This window comes from Metabacillus indicus LMG 22858, assembly GCF_000708755.2.
In the GTDB taxonomy this organism is placed as follows: domain Bacteria; phylum Bacillota; class Bacilli; order Bacillales; family Bacillaceae; genus Bacillus_P; species Bacillus_P indicus.
Map to the genome: position 1 here is coordinate 419,483 of NZ_JGVU02000006.1, position 25,584 is coordinate 445,066.

Genomic DNA, 25,584 nt, shown 5'->3' on the forward strand with positions numbered 1-25,584 from the left:
CTAATTATGTAATGGCAAAGCCTTGAGTCATCTCAAAGCTTATACGGTTTTCAATATTTTAATTCCCTGCACAATGTTGTAAACAAACACCGCAATGTTGACAACCCCAATCAGAATGAACCCGAAAATCACAATCCCGACCGCCAGTGCCTCAGGAGAACCTGCAAGACCTGCAAACAGCATCATGAAAAACGGCAGAATCAGCGTCAAGAGCGGAACTAAATGAGAGAACAGCGACTTTTTGGCATGCTGCTTCACATCGTGCTCATCTGCAATAAAGTACACGATAATCGGAAATAAAAACGGGGCAAAAAAGATACTGAAATAACAAAGTGAGGATAAGAGTTTATTTGTGTTCAATTCATGTCAGCTCCTTATAACAAGTATACGACTGAGTGAAAGATAAGTTTCATTCTTTTTTTGGGCTGAAGGCAGAAAAGCATATACCGCAGGTCATTTCAGGGGCGAGTTGAGTGGGTTTGGATGGGGAAAATGGTTGCAAACTCGGAGATGAGTGCTGTCAAAACGGAAAAACTGTGGTTTGATGGTTCTTATCCAGGGGATAAGTGCCACCAAAGTGAAAAATCTATGGCTTGATGGTTCCTATCCCTGAGATAAGTGCCACCAAAGCGGAAGATCTATGGCTTGATGGTTCCTATCCCGGAGATAAGTGCCACCAAAAACGAAAATCCACCCCTTGATGGTTCCTATCCCGGAGATAAGTGCCACCAAAAACGAAAATCCATAGCTTGATGGTTCCTATCCCGGAGATAAGTGCCTCCAAGATGAAAAATCCACCCCTTGATGGTTCCTATCTCCGAGATAAGTGCCACCAAGACGGAAATTCCACCGCTTGATGGTTCCATCCTATAGTGTTTTGTGTCATCAAGCCGACTGCAAAAAGAAACAATCCCCAAATAAAAAAAACAGCCCCCGCCTTATTAGGCTAGGGGCTGGGTCTGTTAAGCTTTCGCAACCGCTTCTTTTTCTTTTAATGCTTTTTTCATCCGTTCGCGGTCACGTTCGAGGATCGGTTTTAAATATTTGCCCGTATAGGAGCCTTTTACTTTTACTACTTCTTCCGGTGTACCTGAAGCGACGATTTGGCCTCCGTGATCTCCGCCTTCAGGGCCGAGGTCGATGAGATAGTCCGCTGCCTTGATGACATCCAGATTATGTTCAATGACAAGCACGGTATCTCCATTTTCAACGAGACGCTGAAGGACTTTCAAAAGTCTTGAAATGTCGTCTACATGAAGACCTGTTGTCGGCTCATCAAGAATATAAAGAGAGCGTCCTGTTGAGCGGCGGTGCAGCTCAGAAGCAAGCTTCACGCGCTGCGCTTCTCCTCCGGACAGAGTGGTTGCCGGCTGTCCGAGTGTGATGTAGCCAAGTCCAACATCGTAAATGGTTTGTAGCTTCCGCTTGATTTTCGGGATATTTTCGAAGAAGGATACTGCGTCCTCAACCGTCATTTCAAGAATATCCGCAATGTTTTTGTCTTTGTACTTCACTTCAAGTGTTTCGCGGTTGTAGCGTTTTCCGTGGCACACTTCGCACGGTACATACACATCAGGAAGGAAGTGCATCTCGATTTTAATTATTCCGTCACCGCGGCACGCTTCGCAGCGTCCGCCTTTAACGTTAAAGCTGAAACGCCCTTTTTTGTAGCCGCGCACTTTTGCTTCATTTGTTGTAGCAAACACATCACGGATGTCGTCAAACACTCCCGTATATGTGGCAGGATTTGACCTCGGCGTGCGTCCAATTGGAGACTGGTCGATGTCAATGACCTTATCAAGCTCTTCAATTCCTTTGATTTCCTTATGCTCACCGGGCTTCGTTTTGGCGCCGTTCAGTTTTTGGGCAAGGGACTTGTGGAGAATTTCATTCACAAGTGTACTCTTTCCCGAACCGGAAACGCCTGTTACGGCCACAAATGTTCCAAGAGGAAATTTTGTTGAGACGTTCTTCAGGTTGTTTTCGCTTGCTCCTTTAATCTCAATAAATCTTCCGTCAGGTTTGCGGCGCTCGACCGGCAGAGGAATGAATTTTTTGCCCGACAGATATTGTCCGGTCAAAGAATTCTTGTCATTCATAACGTACTCAGGCGTGCCTTCGGAAATGATCTGCCCGCCGTGTACTCCTGCGCCCGGTCCTATATCAATCAAGTAATCCGCTGCAATCATCGTATCTTCATCATGCTCGACGACAATGAGCGTATTTCCAATATCTCTCATGCTTTGAAGTGTCTGAATCAGCCTGTCATTATCCCGCTGATGAAGACCGATCGACGGCTCATCCAGAATGTACAGAACTCCTGTCAGCCTAGAGCCGATTTGCGTGGCAAGTCTAATACGCTGGGCTTCACCGCCGGAAAGAGTGCCGGCAGCGCGGCTGAGCGACAGATAATCAAGGCCGACATTGTTCAGGAATCCAAGCCGCTCCTCAAGTTCCCTGAGAATCAGTCTTGCAATCTGCATTTCTTTTTCCGTTAAATTCAGGCTTTCAAAGAAAGCGATGGCTTCATGGACAGAAAGAGCTGTGACCTTTCCGATATGATTCCCGTCAACAAGCACGGCAAGACTCTCTTTTTTAAGCCTGTGTCCTTTACATTTAGGACATGCCTGCTGAGCCATGTATTTCTCCATCTGCTCGCGGATGTAATCAGAGCTTGTCTCTTTATAGCGGCGTTCCACATTCCGGATAACCCCTTCAAACTGAATGTAGTTTTCGCGCACCTGACCAAAGTCATTTTCATAGCGGAAGTAGATTTCATCACTGCCGCTGCCGTAGAGAACTTTATCTAATAGATGTGCCGGAATATCCCTGACCGGAATATCCATCGGAACACCGTAGTGATTGCACACTGCTTCAAGCAGCTGCGGGTAGTACTGCGAACTTGTCGGCTCCCACGGTGCGAGCGCATGCTGTTTTAAAGAAAGGTCTTTATTCGGCATGACAAGATCAACATCCACCTCTAGCTTTGTGCCAAGTCCGTCGCATTCATTGCAGGCGCCGAACGGGCTGTTGAACGAAAACATTCTCGGCTCAAGCTCGCCGATTGAGAAACCGCAGATCGGACAGGCGTGATGTTCGCTGAACAACAGCTCCTCCTCACCGATGATGTCAATGACAACCCTGCCCTCCCCAAGGCTGAGGGCTGATTCAAGAGAATCAGCTAAACGGGCTGAAATTCCCTCTTTTATCACAATCCGGTCAATCACAACTTCAATCGTGTGCTTTTTGTTTTTCTCAAGGCTGATCTCATCGCCGACTTCCATCATTTCCCCGTCGACACGGACGCGAACGTAGCCCTGCTTTTTGATGTCTTCAAACACCTTCGCATGTGTTCCTTTTCTTCCAGAGACAATTGGCGCAAGCACCTGAAGCTTTGTCCGCTCAGGATACTCAAGGATCCGGTCCACCATCTGCTCGATTGTCTGGGATGAGATTTCAATATCGTGGTTTGGACACGTTGGTCTTCCAACGCGCGCAAACAGAAGTCTCAGATAATCATAAATTTCCGTTACTGTTCCTACTGTGGAACGGGGATTCCGGCTTGTTGTTTTCTGGTCGATTGAAATGGCAGGTGACAGCCCTTCGATGGAATCAACGTCCGGTTTATCCATTTGCCCGAGAAACTGGCGGGCATAGGCAGAGAGAGATTCAACATATCTCCGCTGCCCTTCTGCATAAATCGTATCAAACGCAAGCGACGATTTTCCGGAGCCCGATAAGCCTGTCAGAACAACGAGCTTATCCCGCGGAATCGTCACATCTATGTTTTTCAAATTGTGAGCGCGCGCACCTTTCACACTAATTTTATCGAGTGCCATCTAGTTTCATCCTTCCGCTTTAAGCTCTAGTATCAGATCACGAAGCTCGGCAGCACGCTCGAAGTTGAGCCCTTTAGCCGCTTCTTTCATCTCTGATTCCATTTGCTGTATGACTTTTTCGCGCTCTTTTTTAGACAGCTTGCCGAGTTTTGGAAGAGCTGATTCCAGTTCTTCCGCATCTTCCGGGGCAATAACAGCGCGAATCGTCTCGGCAATTTTTTTCTGGATTGTCTTCGGTTCAATGCCGTGTTTTTCATTGAATGCCTTCTGTGTTTCACGGCGGCGTTTTGTTTCATTTATGGCAATTTCCATGGAATTCGTCATTTTGTCGGCATACATAATAACGTGGCCGTTTGAGTTCCGGGCAGCACGTCCAATCGTCTGAATCAGCGAGCGTTCCGATCTCAGGAAGCCCTCTTTATCCGCATCAAGGATGGCGACAAGAGACACCTCAGGGATGTCGAGTCCTTCCCTGAGAAGATTGATTCCGATAAGAACATCAAATTTCCCGAGGCGCAGCTCTCGGATAATTTCGATCCGCTCGAGCGTTTTGATTTCAGAATGCAGGTAGTTAACCTTGATTCCGATGTCTTTAAGGTAATCGGTCAGATCCTCGGACATTTTCTTCGTGAGGGTCGTAACGAGGACTCGCTCGTTGCGCTCAATTCGGGCATGAATCTCCCCAATCAGATCATCAATCTGACCCTGAATCGGCCTGACGTCGATGGTCGGATCAAGAAGCCCTGTCGGACGGATAATCTGCTGCACCATTTCAGGTGTATGATCAAGCTCGTACGGTCCTGGAGTTGCAGATACAAACAGGATGTTGTTGATATGCTCTTCAAACTCGCCAAACTGAAGGGGACGGTTATCCTTGGCCGACGGAAGACGGAATCCGTGATCGACAAGCACCTGCTTTCTCGCCTGGTCCCCGTTGAACATGCCTCTGATCTGAGGAATCGTCACATGTGACTCATCGACAACAATCATAAAATCCTTCGGGAAGAAGTCGAGAAGCGTGTAAGGCGTTGAACCGGCCGGGCGGAGCGTCAGGTGCCTTGAATAGTTCTCAATCCCTGAGCAAAAGCCCATTTCCCGCATCATTTCAAGGTCGTATCTCGTACGCTGCTCAAGACGCTGCGCTTCAAGCAGCTTTCCGTTCTCATGAAGCTCTTTCAGCCGCTCTTCAAGCTCTTTTTCAATGTTTCCAATCGCGACTCTCATTTTTTCCTCGCGGGTAACGAAGTGGGATGCCGGGAAGATCGAGACATGCTCGCGGTCGCCGCGGATTTCGCCGGTCAGCGCATCGACCTCGCGGATGCGGTCAATTTCATCCCCGAAAAATTCAACCCGGATGCACTGTTCATCTCTTGAAGCAGGGAAAATCTCCACAACATCCCCGCGCACCCTGAACGTTCCGCGCTTAAAATCAATGTCATTGCGTTCATATTGCACATCCACAAGCTTCCGGAGAAGCTGATTGCGTTCAATATCCATGCCCGTGCGCAAAGAAACGACCAGGTCGCGGTATTCTTCAGGAGAACCGAGGCCGTAGATGCAGGATACACTGGCAATGATGATGACATCTTTCCGTTCAAATAACGAGGCGGTAGCGGAGTGCCTCAGTTTATCGATTTCATCATTGATGCTTGCGTCCTTTTCAATAAATGTGTCCGTCTGCGGGACATAGGCCTCCGGCTGGTAATAGTCATAGTAGCTGACAAAGTATTCGACTGCATTGTTCGGAAAGAACTCTTTAAACTCGCTGTACAGCTGTCCGGCGAGTGTTTTATTGTGGGCGATGATCAGCGTCGGCTTGTTCACTTCCTGAATGACGTTTGAAACGGTAAACGTCTTCCCGGTGCCTGTTGCTCCAAGAAGCGTCTGATGCTTCTTCCCATCTTTAATGCCCTGGACGAGCTGCTTGATCGCCGCTGGCTGATCGCCTTCCGGCTTATAATTTGATACTAACTCAAAACGATCGCTCAACAGGAGGACCTCCATTCGTATGTAATCAGTATTCATATTTTACCATAATCACAGAGAAAAACACTAAAAATACGAACGATAGTTCGTATTTTTCTTTCGACAATTTGGTTTGATTTTATCATTATCGCCTGAAAAAGCTATTTAAATGCTTGTGTTTCTTATTTCAATACCTTTTTAGAGAGGGAGGTAAACCGGAAGGGTGTTTTATAGAAAACAAAAAAACCTGCTCCCACCGGGAACAGGTTCTAATTGGTCTTTTCATTTCTCGTCCTTTTGGCCATTTTTGCTGCGTACAGGAAGCCTGCGATAACCGACACCGCGTCAAGAGCGATAAGCAGCCAGGAATCCATGTAGCCCTTTGAATAGGCTGCAGCAAGAAGGGCGATTGTCAGCACCGCTGCCACGTAGTGATTATACGTCACGCGCGCAAACAGCGTGAGAATGACAAAAGGCAGGACGAGAGCCAGAGCTGCTTTCAATAGCATTCAATCAGCCCCCGCTTATTTATCTGTAGCCGAATAGCTTTGATAGTCATTTTCCTGCAGAAGATCGATCAGCTGAATCTCTTTATGGTTTTCACTGAAATGCCTGAAGGTAAATTCGTTTTCGAACAGAACGGCAAACTGGTCATTGCGGTCGCGGACAAGAAGGCTTCTTGAATCGAAGAATCGTTTTTCAAACTTGTCGTTGCCGATCCACCTTGGAATGCGGTCGCCCATTGGCACGAATTCAATTTCAACGTTATATTCCGCTCTCATGCGGTATTCGAACACTTCATATTGAAGCTGTCCGACTGCGCCGAGGATAATATCATCAGTAGAATCCTGGCGGAAGTACTGAATGGCGCCTTCCTGAACAAGCTGTTCAATTCCTTTGCGGAACTGCTTTGCTTTCATGACGTTTTTCACGCGCACTTTTTTGAACATCTCAGGCGGGAACTGCGGAAGCTCATCATACTGATAGCCTTCCTTGCCGGCTGTCAGCGTGTCCCCGATCTGATAGACGTTCGGGTCATAGATTCCGATGATATCGCCCGCGAACGCTTCATCAACTGTTTCTCTGTCTTTGGCCATAAAAACTTGCGTCTGATTCAGCTTCAGCGTTTTGTTCGTTCTGCTCAGCTGAACACTCATGCCTCGCTCAAATCGTCCTGAGCACACACGAAGGAAGGCGATTCTGTCGCGGTGAGCCGGATTCATGTTGGCCTGTATTTTAAAGATGTAGCCTGAAAATTCTTCTGTTTCAGGAGAAATAAAGCCCTGATTTGTTCTTCTTGGCTGCGGAGGAACGGCATACTGAAGAAACACATCAAAGAACGATTTTACCCCGAAGTTTGCCAGCGCGCTTCCGAAGAAAACAGGCGTCAGTTCTCCGCGTTTCACACGGTCAGCGTCGAACTGGTTTCCGGCTTCTTCAAGCAGCTCAAGCTCATCAAGCGTTTCAAGGTACGTCGGATGGCTGCCGATTTCGCTGCCTTCCACTTCAGCTGCAGGAATGATTTCCTCCTGCTCGTTTCCTTTAAACTGAACGACTGTGTGCTGCTCGCGGTCAATGATTCCAAGGAACCGCTTGCCCATTCCAACCGGCCAGTTCATTGGATAGGATTCGATGCCGAGCACTTCTTCAATTTCAGACAGAAGCTCAAGCGGATCTTTGCCTTCACGGTCAAGTTTATTAATAAAGGTGAAAATAGGAATGCCTCTCATGCGGCAGACTTTAAACAGCTTGATCGTCTGCGGCTCAACCCCTTTAGTGGAGTCGATGATCATCACAACGCTGTCAACTGCCGTCAGTGTGCGGTAGGTGTCCTCACTGAAATCTTCGTGTCCAGGAGTATCAAGGATATTAACGTGGAAGTCATGATAAGGAAAACTCATGACACTTGATGTAACGGAAATGCCGCGTTTTTTCTCGATTTCCATCCAGTCGGAAGCGGCAAACTTGCCGGTCTTCTTCCCTTTTACTGTTCCTGCTTCGCGAATCACTTTCCCGAAATACAGGAGCTTTTCTGTTAACGTTGTTTTACCGGCATCAGGATGGGAGATGATGGCAAACGTCCGTCTCTTTGAAATTTCATTATCTATGCTCATATATGATTACCCTCACAAAGTTTACTTCGTTTGAAATATATCACATTTAGAGCAATAGAACAATTTCAGCCCGGACTTTCTTTAAACAGGAGCTGTGAAAAAAAGAACATTGACCGCAGCCATAATGACAGCGCCTACAAGAATGAAGACCGTATCCTTCTTTTTCATAAATCTCGTCCCCTTTCCTATTTTTCAGTCATATTTGTAATCAGTTTACCAGAGAAGTATGAACAAAGTATGAACAGCGCTCTCTACTTCTCTGGAAATTTGAGGATGAATGTTGTTCCCTGATTCTTTTTGCTGACAATATCAATTTCTCCGTTATGCATGAGGACAAGCTGCTTTACTATTGAGAGGCCCAGGCCGAATTCCCCGAACTGATGACCTGTGCGGGACATGTCCGCCTTGTAAAACCGCTGCCAGATGGCTTTCACTTCCTCTGGATCCATGCCAATTCCCGTGTCCTCTATTGTAATAATGGTTTCTTTATACCCCCTTTTGCCCCGAAGGCAAACGGTCCCGCTCTCTGTAAACTGAATACTGTTTTTCGTAATGTTAATAAGAATCTGGATGAGCCGGTCATAATCGGCGTAAACCTCTGCATCAGCATCTGAAGCAATCTCAAGCCGGACATTTTTATCTTCTGCCTGCAGCTCTAAATGTTCTTTTATAATTTCAAAAACCTCAATCAGCTGAATCTTTTCTTTAAAAAGCTTCACCTGGTTTGAACGGATTTTTTCATAATCCAGATTTTCATTTACGAGCCTGATCAGCCGTTTTGTCTCCTGACTCACAAGCTGCAGTCCCCGGTCTTTTTCCGTTTCCGGAATCATGTTGTTTTTCAGCCCTTCAATCACACCGCTGATGGTCGTGAGCGGTGTCCTCAGTTCATGTGATACATCCGCCATGAATTTTCTCCGGCGGTTCTCTAAACTCTCGATTTCTTCATTTGATTTTTTCAGCCGGCCGGCCATGATATTAAAATCGTTGGCCAGTTCGCCAATCTCGTCGATTGTAGAAGTCGGCACGGAGATGTCATATTTCCCTTCAGCGATCATAGACGTCGCGTTTCTGATCCGCTGAATTCTCTTCACGTGAAGACTGGACAAAATCCAGCTGAGCAGCAAGGAAACAGAGAGCGAAATAAGGATTGTGTAAAGCAGGTATCTGTTGATTTCACTGATTGTCTCCCGTGAACCTTTAATTGGAGATACAAGCAGGATCCCTCCCGACAGCGAGCCGTTCTCTATATACGGCAGGGCAACGAGCGATACCTCCTGGTCGAACCGCTTGATTTCATGCTTGACCACTATCCGTTCGCCGGATTTCAGATTTTCCCATTCCTCGTCTGTCGGCTGAAATCTTGGCGCATTTCCGGAGTACGGATAAAAAATCATTCCTTTATTATCAAACAAACTGAAGCGGATGGCGCGTGCACTTAAAACACGATCATATTCTTTAAGCGCCTGCTCCCCTCTGTTGTTTTTAACATCTGCGAGGATTCTGTCTCCGTACTGTTCAAGCTCCTCTACCTTGTTTTCATAAACAAAGGATTCCGCGTATTGCGCAACAACCAGACTTAAAATCATAAATGCGATAATCAGAATGCTGATGTGGCTTAAAAACAGCTGGTAAAGATATTTAATTCTCATTCGGATCCGGCCGTTTCATCAAATTTATAGCCAACTCCCCAGACCGTATGGAAAAAAGGGCGCGCTTTCGTGCCGAGTTTTGCTCGGAGCCGCTTAATATGCACATCGACGGTCCGCTCATCTCCGTAGAACTGATAGCCCCATACCCTCTCAAGCAGCTGCTCTCGCGTGAAAACCTGTCGCGGATGCTCTGCAAAATAGCAGAGCATCTCAAATTCTTTTGGCGTAAGGTTTTCTATTTTCCCGTTATCAAGAAGAACCTCGCGTGTCTGCTTATTAATTTTAAAGTTAACTGTTTCTAAGGAATCTGTTTCTTCTTTAGGCGTCCTCGCGGCTGCGTGTCTCCTTGATACAGCTTTAATCCGTGCCATCAGCGCAAGCGGACTGAACGGCTTTGTCACATAATCGTCCGCTCCCATTTCAAGTCCGAGAACCTGATCTGATTCACTGTCTTTGGCTGTCAGCATAATGATGGGAACCGTTCCCTTTTCCTCCCTGATTTTCCGGCAGAGCGAAACCCCGTCCATCCCCGGCAGCATCCAGTCGATGATCAGAACGTCCCAGTCCTCCTGCTTATAGGCTTTGTACCCTTCCAGTCCATCCTTTATAAAAGCACCGTCAATGCCTTCTTTTGAAAAAAACATCTCAAGCATCTCACTGACGCTCTGATTATCTTCTATTACTAAAACTTTCATTTCTTCACCTTCCAAATCGATCACTTTCTATTCAAAGTAAAGTGAATTTCATCGTTTCGCAACTATTTTCTAAATTGTTCCCTGTTTTTTAAAACTTAGGAAACAGATTTGACACAGTTTGTTCATGTTTCCTCATTAATCTGTAAAAGCCGGAGCATATGGCCCCAATTACAGGAAAAGGAGAAAACATATGAATTTTATCAAACGCGGTTTTTTAAGTGTGAAAGCACGGGCCGGAAAAAGCCTGCTGCAGGTATTTATTTTTACTGTTATTTGCGTGTTTGTTTTATCGGGCCTGTCCATTCAGTCGGCTGCTGAAAAATCAAGCGTCCTTGCAAGAGAATCTCTCGGCGGTGAAGTGACCTTGAATGTGGACATGGAAAAAATGATGGAACAGCAGCGAAGCGAAAGTACGGAGCAAGGAGGGCGAGTAAGGTTTCAGCCTGTGCCGATTCCTGAAAAAGCAGCTGAAGAGCTTGCATCTTATTCTCAAGTAAAAGGATATAACCTCCTATCGTCAACATTCGCTGCAGCGAGCAGCTTTGAGCCAATCGAAAATGAATCCTCTGACACAGCAGAAGAAAATCAGGGTCGCGGCGGAATGGTCGGAGGCGGCATGATTTCAGCGGATGTTACCTTGCAGGGAGTGATGTTTACTGACTCTGTTCAGGCCTTTTTAAACAGCGAATCTGTTCTGACTGAAGGCCGTCACCTCACAGATGCGGATATCGATAAAAATGTGGCCGTTATTGAAAAGACGCTTGCTGAGGAGAACGAGCTTGCTGTCGGAGAAACACTGACAGTTAAAGGAGCAGCGAGCGAAGAAGAAACCGCATTGGAACTGGAGATTGTCGGCATCTACGAAACAGCTGCCGCAAGCACTGATCTTGGCGGGAGGAATATATCTGCCATGAATCCTTATAATCAGCTTTATGTGCCTTATACGAAAGCTGCCGGGCTTAAAGGCTCCGATTATGAAGGGACGATTGACCAAGCCATCTATTACATGAATGATCCTGAGCAAATAGATTCTTTTATTTCTGAAGCCAAAGAAAACAGCAGCATAGATTTTGACACGTTTAAACTGGGTGCCAATGACCAGACGTACCAGCAGATGATCGGGCCAATCAACAATGTCGCCTCTTTTTCAAAAAATGTCGTTTATTTAGTGACGATTGCAGGTGCAGTCATTTTGGCGCTTATTATCATGATGTCAATACGCGAACGGAAATATGAAATGGGCGTTCTGCTTGCAATCGGCGAAAAGCGATGGAAGCTCGTCGGCCAGTTTCTGTTTGAGATCCTGATTGTTGCCATTATTGCCCTTGGCGTTTCCTCCATTTCAGGCCAGGCTGTGGCAAAGCAGTTCGGAGATCAGCTGCTGTCACAGGAGCTTTCACAAGCTGAAGAAACAGCATCAAATCCTGCTTCGTTTGGCGGAGGGAGAGGCGGAATGGGTATGGGCGGACCGCTTGGCAGCGGTAATGCCGCAGCAAGCGCTGAACCGATTGAGGAAATGGAAATTGAAGTCACAGGCAGCGACCTTGGCATGTTGTTTGGAATCGGACTTCTGATTGCAGTCATATCTGCCATAATACCGGCACTGTCAGTCTTGAGACTTCAGCCTAAAACAATCTTAACAAAACAAGATTAGGAGGAACACACTATGACAAACCTGCTGCAATTTGAAAACGTCAGCTACTGGTATCATCATGAAAATAAAAAGCATGTCATTTTAAACGATATTTCAATCGGCTTTAACAAAGGAAGCTTTTACACAATTGTCGGCCCTTCAGGTTCAGGTAAAACCACCTTCCTTGCACTGGCCAGTGCCCTCGATCTCCCAAAGGAAGGATCAGTGCTGTATGAAGGAAAAACGATAAAGAAAATTGGACTTGCCAACTTTCGGAATAAGCATGTATCCATTGTTTTTCAGTCCTACAATCTCCTTCCCTATATGACGGCTCTGCAAAATGTGACAACAGCCATGGAAATTACAGGATCAAAACAAAAAGACAAAAAAACTTTTGCCTTAGAGATGCTTACGAAAGTGGGCATCACCGAAAAGCAGGCCCGCCAGAAAGTTCTCACACTCAGCGGCGGTCAGCAGCAGCGCGTTTCCATTGCCAGAGCCCTTTCCTGCGAATCCGATCTGATTATCGCCGATGAGCCGACAGGCAATCTTGATGAGGACACCGCAAAAGACATTGTCCGCCTGTTTCAGTCTCTTGCCCATGATGAAAATAAATGCATCATCGTTGTTACACATGATCCAAGCATTGCCGAGATCTCCGATGTTACGGTAAAGCTTTCTAAAAGGAGCTTTACTGTAAAGGAAAACGGGATTTTAATGAACCGTTAATGGCCGTCTTCAAATTGGCTGGTTTAAAATGTTCGCGCCTGCAGCCTTGACTTTAAATACAGGCACTTCATTTGAAAACAGTTCACTCTTTCTCCTATAATGTCAAAGAAACTTGTTTATAAAACTCAGAGGAGTGTTCTACATATGAAAGCATTATTGCTTCAAGGAAAAGGCGAATGGAAAGACATGCAGGTCGGTGAAAGTGAAAAGCCGTCGCCCGGCAGAGGCGAAATTCTCATTAAAGTGAAAGCAGTCGGACTGAATCCGGTTGATTATAAAACAGCAACAGGCGGCAATCCGCTTTGGAGCTATCCCCACATTCTCGGCCTTGATGCGGCAGGCATCGTTGAGGAAACAGGTGAAGGCGTGGAGCACCTGCAAATCGGAGACCGCGTCGTATATCACGGCGACCTGACGAAAAAGGGCGGATTTGCAGAGTACGCTGTGACAACTGCCCACACAGTATCCATCATTCCGGAGTCAGTCTCATTTGAAGATGCTGCAGCCCTTCCGACTGCGGGCTACACAGCCTATCAGGCTCTTTACAGAAAGCTCCGCGTCACAGAAGGCGAATCGATTCTGATCCACGGGGGAGCAGGAGGAGTCGGCGGATTTGCCATCCAGATGGCGAAACGTTCAGGACTGACAGTCTATACAACGGCATCTGCCTCCAATCATGAGTTTGTGAAATCTCTCGGAGCAGACCATGCAATTGATTACAATGAAACAGACGTTACGGCTGAAATCATGAAGCTGACCGGCGGAAACGGGGTCGATGCTGTCCTTGATACAGTAAGCCGTGAGAACGCAACAAACTCTCTTGACTGCCTAGCCTTCAACGGCCGGATTGCCTATATCGCAGGCGCACCTGATTTTACAAAGGTTAAGCCATTTACCAAAGCCATTTCGTATCATGAAATCGCTCTTGGCGCTGTTCATCAGTCCGACAACCTCAAGCAGCAAAAAGATCTGGCGGTCATGGGCGATGACATGCTGCTTCTGCTTGCTGAAAGACAGCTGAACTCCCTGCTAGAGCAGGTCATCCCGCTTGAAGAAGTGCCGCAAGCACTTGTACAATTATCGGAGCGCCATGTAAAGGGAAAAATTGTTGCGAAAATTTGATAATCGGTAAGACCGGGTTTTTGAGCCCGGTCTTTCTTTTTTTATCCGGACAGGGAATATGCTCATTACGGGTTTTGAGGATTGACCCGGGATTGTATCAATACCATAATGGAGAGAGTGCCTTATTGCAGGGGTATTATCAGAAAAGTTCAATAACGTATAGAAAATGTTCACAAAGATGCGACATCTTTTTGTCAAATCTATCCGTCTATTACTTTCCAGTTCAAATACCTGTTAAGATAGTAGATAATTAGTTAAGTTAGGTAAGAGTTTTCGCATGATAAAAGAGCGCATGTGTCTGGTCAGATTCTGCAGGCTGCATACAGCTGCGCTTGCATTTATATTTTTTAACACTTGAAAAGGAGAATTGTGATGAAAAGTTCAGAGGTTATCGTAGAAGATTCTCTTTCTATAAAAAGCATCTTTTCCTGGAGCAATCTTAAAGCCATCGTCAAAGACGGCATCGTAAAATCAAACCTTCTCGGCATGTTCGCAGGTCTTTCTGTGGCCCTGTCCGTATATAATGCAAATTTTGTAGACAACATTTTAGTGGTGATTCTCGCCCTGCTTGGAACAGCAGCCGTTGTAGGCGGAGCAGGCGCAATCAATAACTACTATGACAGAGACATCGACTCTCTTATGCAGCGCACGATGGAAAGACCGACCGTTACGGGGTCCATTCATCCGAAGTTTGCGCTCTGGCTCGGAATAGCCCTATCCATCAGCGGGGCAGTGTTCCTGTATCTTATTTCTCCGCTGACAGCTTTTATCGGTGTACTTGGTCTCTTTCTGTATTTAGTACCCTACACAATGTGGACGAAACGCAAAACAATCTACAACACGGAAGTGGGAAGCTTATCAGGTGCCATTGCTCCGCTGATCGGCTGGGCAGCCATCTCGCCTGACCTGTTTCATCCGGCAGCTTTCGGCCTGTTCGTTCTTATGTTTTTATGGCAGCCTCCGCATTTTTACGCGATTGCCATCAGACGCTTTGATGACTATAAAAACGCAGGCGTTCCAATGCTTCCGGTCGTGAAAGGAACACCGCGCGCCAAAATTCAAACAATCGTTTATTTAATTGCCCTGCTAGCAGCTTCATTCCTTTTCCTGTCCTTCAGCAAAGTCGTTGCGTTCTCCATGTTCGCCCTGACTCTTGCATGGATGATCGCAGGCCTTGCAGGCTATAAGAAAATGGACGACTACAAATGGGCAACAATGATGTTCATCTTCTCGCTGAATCATTTGACGATTATTTTCACTATGCTTATTATTGTTTCTTTCCTATAAGAAAAGCCAGCCGCTCAGGCTGGCTTTTTTCTATTCCGTCATAACACCCCAGCCGTCCGCGTATCCGCCAAGAGGCTTTACAATCGCATCGAGCTTTTTCTGCACGGCCGTAATTTCATTGTGCTTCAAATGCATTTTAATGGAACCGAAGCATGTCCACTCTTCCACATCATCATCATACTCCATCATGAACTTATAACCGTTATCAGCAAGCGCCTTAATCATCGCTTCCCCGTTCTTCTCATCTGGTACAGCTACATAAAAATCAACATTGTGAGGCTTTTTAAAATTCAGCCCTTCCCTGTAAAGCATGCTCAGGATCTTGCCGTCCTCATCCTTTGGAAACTTCATTCTTACTCCTCCTGCTACTCAAGTCTCTATCCATTATAAAGCATTCCCATCCTAAAGACCGAGAAAAGTTCAGTCCGATGCCGAATCTGTTTTTCGCGCCGGCTCCCATATAATGAAAGTAACTTAAGGAGGCGGTAAAAAATGAATAACCACGATTTTTATGTCATGGAAGAACTTCATAAACTCGAAAAGGAAGCACAGCTTAATAAGATGAGAACTGACGATGCCCTTCAATCCTATTCTAAGGTTCAGCGGAAAAAAGTATGCGCGGACTTTGGGCTATTTAAAATCTGTTTTTGAAATTTGAATTAACCACTATTCCTTGATAAGTAGATATGCTAGAATTGGATATATCTGTAATAATTGGAGGCCTGAAAATGAAAAGAACCATTTTTGGTGCATCAATGTTATTACTTCTCGGAGCATGTTCACAAGATCATTCCATTTATGAAGATAATGAAAGAGAAAAAGCCATTGGAGAAAAAATCTTTCATGAGTTAAGCAAAGAGGAATACAACAATGTAGCCGGACACATCGTGGCGGAAGGCATTATTGAAGAAAAGAAGACCATCGCTTTCCTGATAAGACCTCCGGAAGGTGTCAGTTACAGCACGCTTAAGCAAAATGCAACTGATGGGATCAATCACGTTCTAAATGAAAATGACATCAGCGGTTATACGATTGAAATAAAAAAAGAGCCAAAATGGTAGGTTCGAGAACTCATAACGAGTTCTCTTTTTCGTTTATATCAATCAACTTATAAAACGGCGATTCCCTCAAGAATCGCCGCTCCACTCTCACTTCTTGCGAGTATCTGCGTAAACTGCCATCGCATCCCGCATGAAAACGGCAAGACCTTCACCGAACTTGTCGATGTTCTTAGTAAACCGCTCATCGTCAATATACAGCTGGCCAAGCCCTTTGAACGCATCAAGTGAATAGCTGCCAAATTCATTGAGAAGGGTATACCATTCGCCGATTGCTTCCTGTGCCTCCTTAGAATCAGGTGCTGTATGGCGCACATCTGCAAGTCTTCTGTACAGGTCGTTGAACCGCTCCTGCATATCTTGATTCATACCGGCTGCTTTTTGATTCGCCTCATCAACTGCTTTGTCCCCGTAAAGCTTCCGTGCCTCCTCCTCATAAGGATTATGGCTGAAGTCAAAGCCTTTGAATTTTTCTTTTTGTGACATCTCAATTTCTCCTTTCGTATGCTGTATCGTTTTTTCAACCGTCTCAATCATCTGATCCAGCCGCTTCCGCTTCTCGAGGAGCATTCGGCGGTGAAGCTCCAGAGCTTCTTTTCTGTCAAATGTAGGACTGCTGATGATTTCATTTATTTTTTTCAAAGGGAAACCGAGCTCTTTAAAAAACAAGATCTGCTGCAGCGTTTCAAGATTTTCACTGGAATAGATCCGGTACCCTGACTCTGTTACCTCGTCAGGCACTAAGAGTCCAATCTCATCGTAATGATGCAGCGTGCGCACACTGATTCCGGTTAAATCTGCCACTTCTTTTACTTTCATGCTGTGAGCCTCCCTTCACTTGTTACTTTAAAGTATGACGCAGCGTGAGGGTCAATAGTCTTTTTCAAAAAAAAAGCACTTTTTGCAGGGGTACCGGTTCCTTTCCGCTCCAGGAACTTGCTTTCCGCGGGGACGACCGGGAGCTTCCTCGCTGCGCTTGCGGGATCTCCCGCGCCATCTTCATCCCGCAGGAGTCAAGTTCCTTCCGCTGCAATCCACTGGAGTTTTGCGGCTGAAAGAAGAATACTTTAGAAAAGACCAAAAAAGACTTTAGCATTTGTGCTAAAGTCTTTTTGTCACACTGCTTCTATTCCCCACTTCTTATCGTCCTGAACAAACAGGATGCCAAGTTCGTGGTGTTCGCCTTTGTAAATGGCACCCTGAACAAAGCGGATTTCTCCGTTGTGGCCGATGACTTCCATCTTGCAAAATGCCCCGTTGATCTGCAGGGCCTGATAAAACTCATCGACCGTTTTAACAGGCGTACCGTTCGTTTTCATAATAATCTCGCCGACCTCAAGCTGGAGCTTGACCGCTGGTGAATTGGGCAGAATGCCAAGAACCATCAGTCCCTGATCGCGCTTTGAAAAATAGAAGGCCGCTGAGTTGTCGTTCATGCGCTGGCGGACAGTCAGGAACTCTCTGCCGATAATCGCTATGATTGCAGCTGCAAACGCAAGCGGTGTGATCCAAATACTCGCTGCAGCGATGGCGGTAATCCCTATGCCAAGCCAGATTATGCGTTTTGATGTGACCATAATGCTTTCTTTTGGAAGAGAGCCCTGAACACGCTGATGAAATCCGATAATATAAGGAATAAATAAAAGCATGAACGGCTCATTTCCGATTGTGAAAACAGGCCACCATGGCAGGCTTTCTGTCAGTGTACCGCCAGGAACAAGCAGAAGCAGCGGTACAAGCCATGTACGGTTGGCAACATGATTGCCGATCGGAAGACCCCTGCTGCTCTTCAGCAGAAACGGAGAAGTCTTCACGTGTCCTGTCTTATATGCCAGAGATCCCTCAACGATGAGGAAAAATCCCATAAGCAGAGCAAGAACCGCAAAGCTTGTCCCCTCAAGCGCAAGCCTTCCTGATAATATCCCAGTGTTCATTAGAATGAGCACCGCGAACATCGTAAGTCCAAGCGTATAGGCAGGAGAAAGAAATCTGAGCTGCATCGTTAATGCCAAGAGTACAGTTACTGCTCCAAGTACGATGACTGCACCGGACGGCATGCCAAAACCAAACGCAAGCGCTGCTGCTGAAAGGACCAAACCTGTAAGCAGTCCTTTTGAATATGTAAACCGAACTTCTTCGTAAAGATCTTGAATCCTTGTGTGAAAGGATTTGCGCTCACGCTTTACGCGGATGTATCCAAACACAAGACTGTAAATAAGGAAAAAATAAACGAGAGGATGAATAAAAAACCTTCCCATTGCAAATAGAAATTCAAGCAGCCAGTTTTCAAGCAAATCCTGTCACCACCTTATATCCTTTCGTCTGACTCTACTGCTATTTTATCAGATAAAAATAGCATTGAGTATCCTGCATGAGCAAAGTTTACTTTAATTTGCTCCACAAATGCAGATTCGAAAGGGAAAAATCAAGGAGGGAATCGTCCACTTTTATTTCCAGCACTTCTTCAATCAGCTGCATTGAACGTTTTATATCCGTGAGGTTTAACGAAAGACGCCTGTAGTTTTCCGTCAAATAGTGAAAGTAGTCTTCGACGCAAGTCTTGTTCACTTCCTGAAGATGCTTGACGTCAGTGTAATTAGCAAGGTACATGCAGAACAGCTGTACCCATTTGCTGACCTTTGCATGAGAGGAGTTTGCCGTTTGCAGTCTCATCTTAAATTCCTCTGTTAACTGCTTATACGTTTGTTCTCTCATCACACTTGCCCTTTTTTTCAATTGATCTCCCCATCTTTCCATAGGCTGTTTTCGCTCTTTGTTTACGTTTTACAGGAAGCATTAATGCTCTTTTCCTTTATAATCAAAACGTTTTGATTATCATGCAACAAAGGGGCACGAAAAGAGCCGTTCTTATTTAGTGTGTTGTAGAACAGTACTTCCATCGTAAAACGAAATATCGAACTATTCAACTAGCTAAAGATTCATTTTTATGTGCCCGAAAAGTCTGTACTAATTATAAAAATACGGAAATTCCCGCTTTTTTCCGTCGCTTTTTCACTAAAAAGTTAGTAAATCGTCCTAAATGTAGATAATATGTTATTTTTATCCATAAAAAAGCCAGCTCGCATTCTTGCGGCTGACTCACTCGAACATACTATTGGTTTGATATCGTTTCTAATGCTTTATTCAGCTGGTTATCGTGTTTCCCGTCTGTGCGCTGTTTGGAGATTTGCTCATTGATTTCATTTGCTGTTGCGATATCAATGGTTCCTGATTGTTTAAGGCTGTGTTTTTTCTGGAACGTCTTTACGGCATCGGCCATTTTCTTGCCGTAGTAGCCGTCTTCTCGTCCAGTGTCATACCCAAGGCCTTTCAGCAGCACTTGTGCCACCTTGATCTGTTCGTCATTCATATCAAGGGCAAGCGGCTTTTCAAGCTGAATCGGTGGAGATGTCAGGTGCTTAGGCTGTGCCACTTTGACTGTCGGCGCAACTCCTTTTTTATGGATCCAGTTTCCTTCAGGAGTTAGCCACTTATAAAGAGTCAGCTTGATGTTGCTGCCGTCTCCCATAGGTACTGCCTGCTGGACGGTTCCCTTTCCGAAAGAGGTTTCGCCGATAATGTCATAGTTGCCCGCCTCTTTAAGCGCTCCAGCCAGAATTTCCGATGCAGAAGCACTTCCTTTATCAATCAGAACAGATACAGGATAGTCTTTTTTCTCTCGAAGATTCGAGAAATACCGTTTCTTTTCTCCGTTGCGCTCTTCAATTTGAATGTAAGGCTGGTCCTTTGTGACAAATTGCTTCAAGATCTCTTCAACACTTTGCAGATACCCTCCCGGATTGCCGCGCACGTCAAGAACAAGTCCTTTTATATTCTGGTCTTCAAGCTTGGCCAGTTCTTCCGTAAAGTCCTCTGCTGTATCTTCAGAAAAAGAGGTGATTTCAAGATAGCCGATTTTCTTCTTGCCCTGCTGTTTAATGGAACTGAATACTGTCTCAATCGGAATCTCATCACGCGTGACATCAAAGCTCAGCTTTTCCTTTGAGCCTGCACGCATAACTTCAATTTTTACCGTGGTCCCTTTTTTCCCGCGGATCTTTAACACCGTATCATTTAAATCACTGCCGACTGTCGATTCACCGTCAATGGAAACAATCTCATCATTCGGCTGGAGACCTGCCTTTTCAGCCGGTGAATTCTTAAACGGGGAAACAATGATGATTTTCCCGCCATCCATTCCAACTTCAGCGCCGATTCCTTCAAAAGAAGAATCAAGGCTGTCCGAAAATTGCTTCGCTGTTTCTTTATCCATATAAACCGAATAAGGGTCATTCAGCGTAGAAAGCATTCCCTGAATGGCACCTTCCAGTAGCTGCTCCTCATCTACTTCCTCAACATACTTGCTTGAAATCAGCTCATACGCTTGTTTTACCTTCTCAAGGCCTTCTGTTTCCTGTCCGCGCTCTCCCTTTAAAACATCCGTAACGGCAGGAACGGAAAGCTCTTTTGCGGTTGCATCCTGCTGCTTGTCATGCTCGTAAAACTGGATGCCGGTGTACATGCCCCCTGCACCCAGGACCAGGGAAAGAGCCATCAGTAGGGCTGTCATTTTCTGCTTCATCTTGTTCCTCCTTTGGTAGGCTTGACGATTGGTTATGTAGATACCAGTACAGCTAGTATATGTAAATTATGGATCATTCATGTAGGACAAGGCAATCTCTATGAAAAAAAGTCAAAAAAAACTCCTAAAACGCTTTGTTTTAGGAGTTTTCATTCTTATTGAAGATAGTTCATCGGGTTTACAGGGTTTTTCCAAGCACCGTCATGAATTTCAAAGTGAAGATGCTTTCCTGTTGAACGTCCAGTGTTACCCATGTAACCAAGCTGCTGTCCTTTGCTTACAGACTGTCCAGCACTTACGTGACGTGCATCTAAGTGAGCGTATACCGTTGTATACGTCTTGCCGTCGATGTTATGCGTGATAAAGACTGCATTTCCGTAGCTGCTTGAGTAGTATGAACGGATAACCGTACCTGCTGCTGATGCAACTACAGGAACGTTCGCCGAACGGTTGGCAATGTCAATACCTGCATGGAGTTTGCCCCATCTATGGCCGTATCCTGATGTAAAAGTACCTTGTGCAGGCCACATGAACTTACCGCCTGTAACAGCTGGTGCTGGTGCCGGCTTAGCAGGTGCTGGAGCCGGAGACGAACTTCCGGAAGAGCTGCCTGATGATGATGACTTCTTAGGTGAAGATGGTTTGGCTGCTGCTGCTTGAGCTGCCGCTTCCTGCTTCGCTCTTTCTTCTGCTGCCGCCGCTTCTGCTGCTTCACGGCGCTTGCGCTCAGCTTCTTGTTTTTGACGCTCAATTTCTTTAGCGATCGCTGCTTCCTGCTCTTTCAGGAACGCTGCTTCGTCTTCTAGTTCGTAGATTGCTGCTTCTGTAGACTTATGCTGTGCTTTCACTTGCTCAATTAGTTTATTCTTTTCTGCTGCCTGTTTCTTAAGCTGCTGCTTTAAAGATTCAAGCTCAATTAAAGCTGTTTCCAGATTCTGCAGTTCGCTGCTTAGTTCTGCTTCACTTTGCTCAAGAAGTTTCTTATCTTCTTCATGCGCTTTAATAATTTCTTTATCAGCATCGACGATTTGTGTTACTGCACTTACGCGTGTAACAAGATCACCGAAATCCTGAGCACCGAGCAGCACATCCAAATAGCTCACTACTCCGCCTGTTTCCTGCAGGGAACGGACGCGGTTTTCCAATAGCTCATTGCGTTCTGCAATGCGTTTTTTCACTTCCTGAATTTGAACCTTCAGTTCCTGAATCTTTTTCTTTGCTTCTTCAATTTCAGCCTGGCGCTCACGGATTTTTTCGTTCGTCTCCGCTGTTTGCTTATCAAGCTTTTCAATGTCTGCGTTCAGCTTTTCTTCTTTGCTTTTAAGCTCAGAAAGCTCGCCCTGTTTTTCTTTAATATTTGAATCTACTCCAGAACGCTCAGTTTGGAGTTCTGATTTTTTCTTTTCTAATTCTGTGTTTGCGTAAGCTTTTTCTTGGGTAACTGGTATAATAACGGAGCTTGTCCCAACCAAAGCCGCAAGGCCAAGTGCCAGTAATTTCTTTCTCACTCTCTAGTTCCTCCCTTTATCTTATCTCTCTATCATTCTCTGAATTTCACATCATCCAGAGAAAACAAGCAATCCTTAAAGACTGCTTGTTTATACTCTCAAGAACTTGCGGACAGACATTAAGCTTCCCCATACACCGATCAGTGCACCGATCAGGATCAGAATAGCTGATACCTGGAAGGCAAACGGACTGAACGGCAGGAATTGAACAAATGAACCTGCGACCTTTGGTTCGACCCATGTATATAAATAGTTGTAAGTGGCCAGTACAAGGATTACAGGGACGATGGCTCCCATTACTCCAAGCATCAGGCCTTCTAAGAAGAACGGCCAGCGGATAAACCAGTTGGTTGCGCCTACGAGTTTCATAATTTCAATCTCGTGCCTTCTGGCAAAGATTGTGATTTTAATGGTATTTGAGATAAGGAACATCGCCGTGAAGACAAGTCCGATAATCAGCGCAATACCGATGTTTCTTGAAATTTCAACAAAGTCAAATAGCTTTTTGACTTCATCTTGACCATAGAGAACTTTATACGCTCCGTCAAAACGCTCTATTTGCTTGGCGATTTGTGGTGTGTCGCGCGGATTCTCTGTTTTAACTACAATAACGTCATTCAGCGGATTGTTCTGTTCAAACAGCTGATACGATTTTCCTTGTTCGCCCATGCTGCTGATCAGGTTATCCAATTCTTTTTCTTTCGGTGAAAGTTCTACGGATGCAATCCCGCTCAGATTATCCACCCTGCTCCTGAGCTCTTTCTGCTGTTCAGGTGTGCTTGTCACATCAACCAGCACCCTGATCTCTACATCCTCTTCAACCTTTGTAGCAAAGTTGTTTAAGTTCATCATAATGACCAAGAACGTTCCTACAAGGATTAAAGTGACCGTAACGGCACTGACCGACGCAAAGGTCATCCAGGCGTTGCGGGTTAAGCTTTTCATACTTTCTCTGAAGTGACGCCCAAGGGTTCTAATCATAAATACCATACTCCCCTCTAGCCTCGTCACGCACAATCTTTCCGCCTTCGATCGCGATGACTCGTTTTTTCATGGTGTTAACAATTTCCCGGTTGTGAGTGGCCATCACAACAGTAGTGCCTCTGTTGTTGATTTCCTCAAAAATGTTCATAATCTCCCACGACGTATCAGGGTCAAGGTTTCCTGTCGGCTCATCAGCGATGACTACGCCTGGATTGTTGATAATCGACCTTGCAATCGATACCCGCTGCTGCTCTCCTCCTGAAAGTTCGTTAGGAAAAGACCGGGCTTTATGCTTGAGCTGAACAAGATCAAGTACATCCAGCACTTTCTTTTTGATGACTCTCGGCTGCTCCCCGATTACCTCAAGAGCAAATGCGATATTTTCATAGACTGTCAGCTTCGGCAAAAGCTTGAAGTCCTGGAACACAACGCCGATGCTTCTTCTTAATTGAGGAACTTTTTTCTCTCTTAATTTTGCAAGATTGACTCCGTTGATCAGGATTTTGCCGTCTGTCGGCTTTTCCTCACGGTACATCATTTTTATAAATGTCGATTTGCCTGCACCGCTCGGACCAACAACATAAACAAATTCGCCCTGATCTATTTTTACATTTATTCCATTAATGGCGAGAACGCCGTTAGAATACGTTTTATAAACGTCTGTCATTTCGATCATAATTTTATCACCCAAAGCTGTTTATTTTGTAGATAACGTGGTGTAATGGCCTGATTTAAGCTAAATTTAAGTATGTAACCATAATTTTCATATATTAATAAGATTTACCCACAAAAGTCATTATACCATCAAAGTTCGGCAAAAATAGACTTAAAAATATTACAGTTTCATTTCAGTGTCGTAAATTGTCAAAGGAAATGTAATCCAGGTCTAAAGAATTGTCGACTGATAGCGCTTTAATGTAAATATTAGAACTTTCTGACTAAAAAGACAATCTTTTTTTAGGAATATATAGGTGGAAATTCTTTCTTACTTTCGGAGGAAGGAACGGATATTGGAAGGCGGCAAGTTATATCGTGCCTTTAAAACAGCAAAACCAGCCGATGCTGCCGGCTGGCTTCTCTTTAAGATTATTTCTTCTGCGCAAGCCATTCAGCTACGACAGCTGCATCCGTTTCGTTAATAAGACCTCCAGGCATTCCGCCCTGGCCATTATTAATGATGCTTTCAATTTTTTCTTTGTCATATTTTGAGCCGACCTTTGCAAGACTTGGTGCGGCCCCGCCGCCTTCAAGATTTTGACCGTGGCAGCTGATGCAGTTCTGCTGAACAATTTCTTCAGCATTCGCTGTATCTTTTGAGCCCGAATCTTTTGGCTCTTCTCCTGCGTTATCTCCTCCGCCGCATGCAGCAAGGACTAAAGATGTTCCGAAAAGAAGGGCAAGTACTTTTGATTTCATCGCCGAAATCCTCCCCAAATAAGGATGTAAAACACACATTTATTATATCCTAACTAGGCCCGCTTGAAACCTTCCCCGAGCACATGAGAAGCATCCATAACGACCACAAACGCAGACGTATCAATGCTTTTAACGAGTTGTTTCAATTTCGTGAATTCTGTCTGATCCACCACGCACATCAGGATCGGCCGCTCGCTGTCTGTGTAGCCTCCGAAGGCCGACAGCTTTGTCACTCCCCGGTCGATCTCGCTCAAAATCGCTTTTCTGACCTCTTCTTCCTGATTTGTAATGATCATCGTCATCTTCGATCGGCCCAGCCCCACCTGAACGACATCGATCGTTTTACTTGTAACATAAAGGGCGACAAGAGCGTAAAGCCCAAGTTCAATATCAAAGACCACCGCAGCGGTCAGAACAATCAGCCCGTCAATTAAAGCCACGCACGTTCCGAGAGAAAGCCCCGTAAACTTGTGAATGATCTGAGCAGCCAGATCCGTACCCCCTGTAGAAGCTTTTCCTCTAAAAACAAGCCCAAGACCAAGACCTACTCCGATTCCCCCGAAAATTGCACCGAGCAGCGGATCTGTCGTCGCTGGCGCAACGTCCTTTGTCAAAAAAACAACAAATGGCAGAAAGATCGTTCCAACCAGCGTTTTTAAGCCGAACTGTTTCCCAAGCAGCAGCACACCTGCAACAAACAGAGGAATATTAAAAGCCCACTGCACATAGGCAGGCTCAAAACCGAATAAAGCATCTGTAATCGTACTGATCCCGCTCACTCCGCCTGAAGCGATGCGGTTCGGCAGAAGGAACAGATTAAATGCAATGGCAACGATTCCAGAACCGAGCAGAATAAATAAATACGACGTCACTTTTTCAAGCATTGGATTATATGTACGAGTGCGTTTACGCTGAAACATCCTGCATCCTCCATCTGAATCACACAAATTTTTGACATAACCTTACAGAGTATAGCACCCGTCTGATTCAGCTGTAAATA

The 25,584-nt window shown here is 45.4% G+C and carries 23 protein-coding genes; 6 read left to right on the top strand and 17 right to left on the bottom strand.

The features are described 5' to 3' along the window. Window positions 1-39: 39 nt before the first annotated feature. From AZ46_RS16590 to AZ46_RS16620, 7 genes are all read right to left on the bottom strand, one after another. On the bottom strand, window positions 40-360 hold the full coding sequence (locus tag AZ46_RS16590) for a DUF4870 domain-containing protein (RefSeq protein WP_029284657.1): 321 nt from the start codon (window positions 358-360) through the stop codon (window positions 40-42). 602 nt (window positions 361-962) lie between these two features. Next, window positions 963-3,839, bottom strand: a complete 2,877-nt coding sequence (gene uvrA, locus AZ46_RS16595) for an excinuclease ABC subunit UvrA (protein WP_029284659.1) — start codon at window positions 3,837-3,839, stop codon at window positions 963-965. Window positions 3,840-3,845: 6 nt separating this feature from the next. Next, window positions 3,846-5,828, bottom strand: a complete 1,983-nt coding sequence (uvrB, locus tag AZ46_RS16600; RefSeq protein ID WP_029284661.1) for an excinuclease ABC subunit UvrB — start codon at window positions 5,826-5,828, stop codon at window positions 3,846-3,848. A 245-nt stretch (window positions 5,829-6,073) separates the two neighbouring features. Continuing rightward, the gene (locus AZ46_RS16605; RefSeq protein WP_029284663.1) at window positions 6,074-6,313 is read right to left on the bottom strand and encodes a DUF2198 family protein; all 240 of its coding nucleotides are present in this window, start codon (window positions 6,311-6,313) and stop codon (window positions 6,074-6,076) included. A gap of 15 nt (window positions 6,314-6,328) precedes the next feature. After that, window positions 6,329-7,918: a peptide chain release factor 3 gene (locus tag AZ46_RS16610; RefSeq protein ID WP_029284665.1), complete on the bottom strand. Its 1,590-nt coding sequence runs from the start codon at window positions 7,916-7,918 to the stop codon at window positions 6,329-6,331. Window positions 7,919-8,169: 251 nt separating this feature from the next. Then, window positions 8,170-9,570 (bottom strand): sensor histidine kinase, encoded by a 1,401-nt coding sequence (locus tag AZ46_RS16615; protein WP_029284667.1) that lies wholly within the window; start codon window positions 9,568-9,570, stop codon window positions 8,170-8,172. After that, window positions 9,567-10,265 carry a response regulator transcription factor gene (locus tag AZ46_RS16620; protein ID WP_029284669.1) on the bottom strand — a complete coding sequence of 233 codons (699 nt, stop codon included), beginning with the start codon at window positions 10,263-10,265 and terminating at the stop codon, window positions 9,567-9,569. Before AZ46_RS16620 ends, AZ46_RS16615 begins: the two co-directional genes overlap by 4 nt. Before the next feature lie 190 nt (window positions 10,266-10,455). On the opposite strand from AZ46_RS16620, the gene AZ46_RS16625 reads away from it, so the two are divergent. The 4 genes from AZ46_RS16625 to cyoE all read left to right on the top strand — a co-directional run bounded on the left by AZ46_RS16625 (window position 10,456) and on the right by cyoE (window position 15,036). Next, window positions 10,456-11,919, top strand: coding sequence for an ABC transporter permease (locus AZ46_RS16625; protein ID WP_029284671.1), 1,464 nt, complete (start codon window positions 10,456-10,458; stop codon window positions 11,917-11,919). Between the two features lie 12 nt (window positions 11,920-11,931). Beyond that, on the top strand, window positions 11,932-12,627 hold the full coding sequence (locus AZ46_RS16630) for an ABC transporter ATP-binding protein (protein WP_029284673.1): 696 nt from the start codon (window positions 11,932-11,934) through the stop codon (window positions 12,625-12,627). Window positions 12,628-12,771: 144 nt separating this feature from the next. Continuing rightward, window positions 12,772-13,749 carry a zinc-binding dehydrogenase gene (locus AZ46_RS16635; protein WP_029284676.1) on the top strand — a complete coding sequence of 326 codons (978 nt, stop codon included), beginning with the start codon at window positions 12,772-12,774 and terminating at the stop codon, window positions 13,747-13,749. A gap of 372 nt (window positions 13,750-14,121) precedes the next feature. Then, complete coding sequence (cyoE, locus tag AZ46_RS16640) at window positions 14,122-15,036, top strand: heme o synthase (protein ID WP_029284677.1); 915 nt, start codon at window positions 14,122-14,124, stop codon at window positions 15,034-15,036. Window positions 15,037-15,066: 30 nt separating this feature from the next. Here cyoE and AZ46_RS16645 read toward each other — a convergent pair whose 3' ends face one another. Next, a complete protein-coding gene (locus AZ46_RS16645; protein WP_029284679.1) occupies window positions 15,067-15,387 on the bottom strand; it encodes a ribonuclease E inhibitor RraB in 321 nt (106 codons plus the stop codon). A gap of 141 nt (window positions 15,388-15,528) precedes the next feature. Between AZ46_RS16645 and AZ46_RS22005 the strand changes: the two genes are divergently transcribed. Together AZ46_RS22005 and AZ46_RS16650 are read left to right on the top strand one after the other, a co-directional pair. Further along, a complete protein-coding gene (locus AZ46_RS22005; RefSeq protein ID WP_161781219.1) occupies window positions 15,529-15,687 on the top strand; it encodes a hypothetical protein in 159 nt (52 codons plus the stop codon). 77 nt (window positions 15,688-15,764) lie between these two features. Beyond that, entirely contained in the window at window positions 15,765-16,097 is a 333-nt protein-coding gene (locus tag AZ46_RS16650) for a membrane lipoprotein lipid attachment site-containing protein (RefSeq protein WP_029284681.1), read from the top strand. An 87-nt stretch (window positions 16,098-16,184) separates the two neighbouring features. On the opposite strand, the gene AZ46_RS16655 is transcribed toward AZ46_RS16650, so the two are convergent. The 9 genes from AZ46_RS16655 to AZ46_RS16695 form a co-directional block, all read right to left on the bottom strand. Next, entirely contained in the window at window positions 16,185-16,913 is a 729-nt protein-coding gene (locus tag AZ46_RS16655; RefSeq protein ID WP_029284683.1) for a MerR family transcriptional regulator, read from the bottom strand. Between the two features lie 296 nt (window positions 16,914-17,209). Next, complete coding sequence (locus AZ46_RS16660; RefSeq protein ID WP_029284686.1) at window positions 17,210-18,388, bottom strand: PDZ domain-containing protein; 1,179 nt, start codon at window positions 18,386-18,388, stop codon at window positions 17,210-17,212. 88 nt (window positions 18,389-18,476) lie between these two features. After that, on the bottom strand, window positions 18,477-18,851 hold the full coding sequence (locus tag AZ46_RS16665) for a swarming motility protein SwrAA (protein WP_051865622.1): 375 nt from the start codon (window positions 18,849-18,851) through the stop codon (window positions 18,477-18,479). Window positions 18,852-19,206: 355 nt separating this feature from the next. Beyond that, window positions 19,207-20,676, bottom strand: coding sequence for a S41 family peptidase (locus tag AZ46_RS16670; protein ID WP_029284691.1), 1,470 nt, complete (start codon window positions 20,674-20,676; stop codon window positions 19,207-19,209). A 155-nt stretch (window positions 20,677-20,831) separates the two neighbouring features. Next, the gene (locus tag AZ46_RS16675; RefSeq protein ID WP_029284692.1) at window positions 20,832-22,184 is read right to left on the bottom strand and encodes a murein hydrolase activator EnvC family protein; all 1,353 of its coding nucleotides are present in this window, start codon (window positions 22,182-22,184) and stop codon (window positions 20,832-20,834) included. Between the two features lie 90 nt (window positions 22,185-22,274). Then, window positions 22,275-23,165 carry a permease-like cell division protein FtsX gene (ftsX, locus tag AZ46_RS16680; RefSeq protein ID WP_029284694.1) on the bottom strand — a complete coding sequence of 297 codons (891 nt, stop codon included), beginning with the start codon at window positions 23,163-23,165 and terminating at the stop codon, window positions 22,275-22,277. Beyond that, window positions 23,158-23,844 (bottom strand): cell division ATP-binding protein FtsE, encoded by a 687-nt coding sequence (ftsE, locus tag AZ46_RS16685; protein WP_029284696.1) that lies wholly within the window; start codon window positions 23,842-23,844, stop codon window positions 23,158-23,160. The genes ftsX and ftsE overlap by 8 nt, the downstream gene beginning before the upstream one ends. Before the next feature lie 410 nt (window positions 23,845-24,254). Continuing rightward, window positions 24,255-24,584, bottom strand: coding sequence for a cytochrome c551 (gene cccB, locus AZ46_RS16690; RefSeq protein ID WP_029284698.1), 330 nt, complete (start codon window positions 24,582-24,584; stop codon window positions 24,255-24,257). A 53-nt stretch (window positions 24,585-24,637) separates the two neighbouring features. Continuing rightward, window positions 24,638-25,504, bottom strand: a complete 867-nt coding sequence (locus AZ46_RS16695; RefSeq protein WP_029284700.1) for a YitT family protein — start codon at window positions 25,502-25,504, stop codon at window positions 24,638-24,640. Window positions 25,505-25,584: the final 80 nt, after the last annotated feature.